Raw genomic sequence first — 3,516 nt, forward strand, 5'->3', positions numbered from 1 at the left:
ATGTGTATAAGAGACAGGATCTCGCGGGCAGTGGCGTCGATATCGGCGTCCGTGAGACGGCCCTTGCTACGCAGCCCCTGCAGGGCCCCGGTCAACCGGTCGGAGAGGGATTCAAACACGCCGCCAGCCTATATCTGCTCACGACGGGCGCGGGTGGGCCAACGTGACATCGGGTGATCCAAGCGGGCGGCTGGCCGCCGCCACGAGCGACAACCGCGGCTCGCGAATTGTAACCGCAGCGTTAGATAAATTGCACAGTTAATGCCGCAATTCTCATCCGTTAAACGGCCGTTTCAGAGCTTTCACAGCCCGCCTATTTCCGTTAAGGATTCGCACTCGGCCGCTAAGAAAAAGTTACCGATCTACTTAGACTCTCCGATTCCTGCAATGCTTCAGGACATCGAAGACCGGCCCGTCGGACCATCCCATTGTGGCCCGATTTTCTGCGAGGAGGATGCATGTCATTTGTGAAAACACTCCCTGAAGCAATGACGCATGCGGCGGGCCAACTCGCAGGTATCGGAGAAGTGTTATCAGCCGAAAGCGGCGCGGCGGCGATCCCGACCACCGTCATCGCGCCCGCTGGCACCGACCCGGTCTCTGCGCTGCAGGCCGCGCTCTTCGCGACCTACGGGAACCTCTATCAGTCGATCAGCGAACAGGCGGCAGCCGTTCACCAGCAGTTGGTGCAGGTCCTGGGACAGAATGCTGCGGCCTACGGCACCGCCGAGGCAACCAATCAGGCGACGTCCTCGATGGACTCGGGGCTCCAGTGGTTCTTGACCAACATCCTGGGTGTGCCGTCGAGCGGCAGTTCTTCGGTGTTGTCCAGCAACCTGGCCAACATCGGCAACGTGGGGTTGGGCAACTGGGCTTCGGCCGGCTCGGCCGTGCTTGGTCTGGCCGGTGGTGGTCTTCTCGACTTCCCCGAAGAGATCGCCGCCGAGGGAGCCGCCGGCCTTATGGGCTACGAGGCACCTGCGACCATGGCCGGCGTCGGCGCGATGCCGGTGGCGGCCGGGATGGCCCAGGCCACCACGGTCGGCTCATTGTCTGCACCGCCCAGCTGGGGCACCGAGCCGGTGGCGGCCGCTGCCCCCGCCCGATTGGCGGCGGCGACTACCAGCATGGCCACCCCGCATTCCGTGCCCACCATGGCCGCCGTGCCGGCAGCCATGGCCGCAGCCGGTGCCGGCGATCGCGGCGTCGGGAGATTCGGCGCACCGCGGTACGGGGTCAAGCGCACTGTCATGCCCAAGCCGACGGCCGTTTAGCAACCCGCCCCACCAACGAGAAGGGGAATACAGATATGTCGTTCGATTTTGGAGCACTACCCCCGGAGATCGTGTCCGCGTGGATGTACAGCGGAGCCGGTTCCGGTCCGCTGATGTCAGCCGCCTCGGCATGGGGCGGCCTGGCCGCGGAGCTGGAGGCATCGGCGGCGGCGGCGCAGTTGGTGATCTCCGAGCTGGCCGGCGAAGAGTGGACAGGGCCGGCGTCAGCGGCAATGACCAGCGCCGTCACTCCCTATCTCACGTGGCTACACGCCACCTCGACAGCCGCCTACCAGGCCAGTTCGCAGGCAATGGCCTCGGCAGGAGCATTCGAGGCCGCCCGCGCGGCCGTGGTGTCTCCCGCGATCATCGCCGCCAACCGGGCGCTGCTGGCGACCCTGGTCGCGTCGAATTTCCTGGGAGTGAACACCCCGGCGATATTGGCCACCGAGGCGCACTACATGGAGATGTGGGCCCAGGACACCTTGGCCATGTTCGGCTACAGCACCGCGTCGTCCAGCGCTGCCGCGCTGACCCCGATGACTCCGGCGCCGCAGACCACCAATCCGATCGGGGCGGCGGTCGCCACGGCCGGCAGTGCCACCGGTGGGCTCCAGCAGGAGCTGGCCCAAACGCTTGCCTCGCTACAGGGCGCAGTGCAGGGGCTCCTGTCGCCTTTCGTAGCAGCGGATGGGTCGCTCGGCCCCGTCGCAAACGCGGTCGACCTGTTTCTCGGAACACCGCTGTTCGCCAATGCCATTAACGGCGGTGTGAACACAGCGGCCTGGTTTGTCGCCACCGCCATACCGACGGCGGTATCGCTGGGCCACACGCTCGCGCTCGCGGGTCCGGCCAGCCTGGCATCCGACGTCTCGGGCATGGACGGCCTTGCGGCGGGACTGGGCTCGGGAGTCTTGGCGGGCATGACTCCACCGGTGGGGGCGCTGACTGCGGCCGGAACGCCGGTGCTGGCAGGACTGGGCCAGGCGTCCACGATGGGCGGGATGTCAGTGCCGGCCGGCTGGTCGGCCACGGCAGGCACGCAGCTCGCCGCATCGACGGGGTCCGGCTGGACGGTTGCCGCGGAAGAGACTGCAGGCATGCACGCCGTGCCGGCAGGAATGGCTCCGATGGGCGCCGGCGGACGTGGCGGCCTCGGGTCGGGCGGCCCCCGTTACGGCTTCAAACCTACGGTGATGCCAAAACAGGTGCTGGTATGAGGCCGGGTGCGCCCTCTTGATCGCCGGCGATGGCGGGAGCCCCGTCGAGCCGCGCCTCAGGAGGGCGCACCGCGTGCTTCCGACGGTCACCGGGGCAGGTACGTCCGCGGATGCAGCCGCAGTTGAGGCCGATGATGCAGGCCTGGGGGCAGGCCGCGGTCACACCCGAAGGGGGGGCAACACCACTAATAGGGGCAGGCGACGCCTGCGCGATGCCGGTTGCTCCGGCTCCGGTAAACCCGACTACCAAAGCTGCGCCTGCTGCACCCAGTAACGTGGCCGCCATCCTGCCGAAGCGTCTCATCGCAATCCCTATGTTTCGTCCGTGTTTCACCCCCTTCACACAACGTACTTATCGTTCCTGACATACATCTGAATCTTCCTGGCATGCGCCTGAGTCTCTGCAGCCCGCTTGCCCCCCCGCCGTCCGCCGCCGGCGGACGAAACCGACCCTTGGCGTGACCATCGATAATCGCCACTGAATTCCGCGACCGTATTCCCGGCAATAACTCGACTTATAATTTACCCAAGGGAAAATTTTGATCGAATGGCAGGGATATAGGCGCCTCGACAAGATCAGAATTCAGCACGCGAGAAGGGCTAGACCAAACGCGACAGGGCTGGCGCAAAGATTGGCTTCCTCGGGGGCGTTACGCCCGCACAGCCAACTTCCCGCGATGACCCAATGCGTTGAATTCGGCATCGACGCATCGGTTGATCGTGTGCGCGGCATCAAGCACCGTGGCGGCCAGGTCGTACCTGTCGCTCAGGTCCAGCGCGGCACTGACCTCATTGGTGTACTGGCCCGACAACAGGTCCTGGCCCCGCCCGCAGGCGCGGTGAAGTTCGGTACGGACGTCCAGCATCGTGCGGTGAGCACCGCGCAACGCACCCCCGCGCTGATACGGCGGCCTGGTCGAGCGGCCGGAAGCATGTGCCACCGTCAGCGCATCGAGCAGTTGAACATCGCGTAAGCCGCCGCGGCCACATTTCAGATCGGGTTCTGTCTCTTATACACATCT

At 65.7% G+C, this 3,516-nt stretch carries 4 protein-coding genes; 2 read left to right on the forward strand and 2 right to left on the reverse strand.

All coding sequences use genetic code 11. The features are described from left to right. Positions 1 to 119, reverse strand: a 119-nt coding sequence (locus tag LI94_RS24810; protein ID WP_239651290.1) for a hypothetical protein, incomplete at its 3' end; no start/stop codon positions are given. Between the two features lie 339 nt (positions 120 to 458). Here LI94_RS24810 and LI94_RS20625 point away from each other — a divergent pair. Next, complete coding sequence (locus LI94_RS20625) at positions 459 to 1,274, forward strand: PE domain-containing protein (protein ID WP_046302393.1); 816 nt, start codon at positions 459 to 461, stop codon at positions 1,272 to 1,274. A 35-nt stretch (positions 1,275 to 1,309) separates the two neighbouring features. Next, on the forward strand, positions 1,310 to 2,494 hold the full coding sequence (locus LI94_RS20630) for a PPE family protein (protein ID WP_036458290.1): 1,185 nt from the start codon (positions 1,310 to 1,312) through the stop codon (positions 2,492 to 2,494). Positions 2,495 to 3,144: 650 nt separating this feature from the next. On the opposite strand, the gene LI94_RS20635 is transcribed toward LI94_RS20630, so the two are convergent. Next, entirely contained in the window at positions 3,145 to 3,489 is a 345-nt protein-coding gene (locus LI94_RS20635; RefSeq protein WP_343252084.1) for a hypothetical protein, read from the reverse strand. Positions 3,490 to 3,516: the final 27 nt, after the last annotated feature.

It is taken from the genome of Mycobacterium sp. UM_Kg27 (genome assembly GCF_000972905.1).
GTDB lineage: Bacteria > Actinomycetota > Actinomycetes > Mycobacteriales > Mycobacteriaceae > Mycobacterium.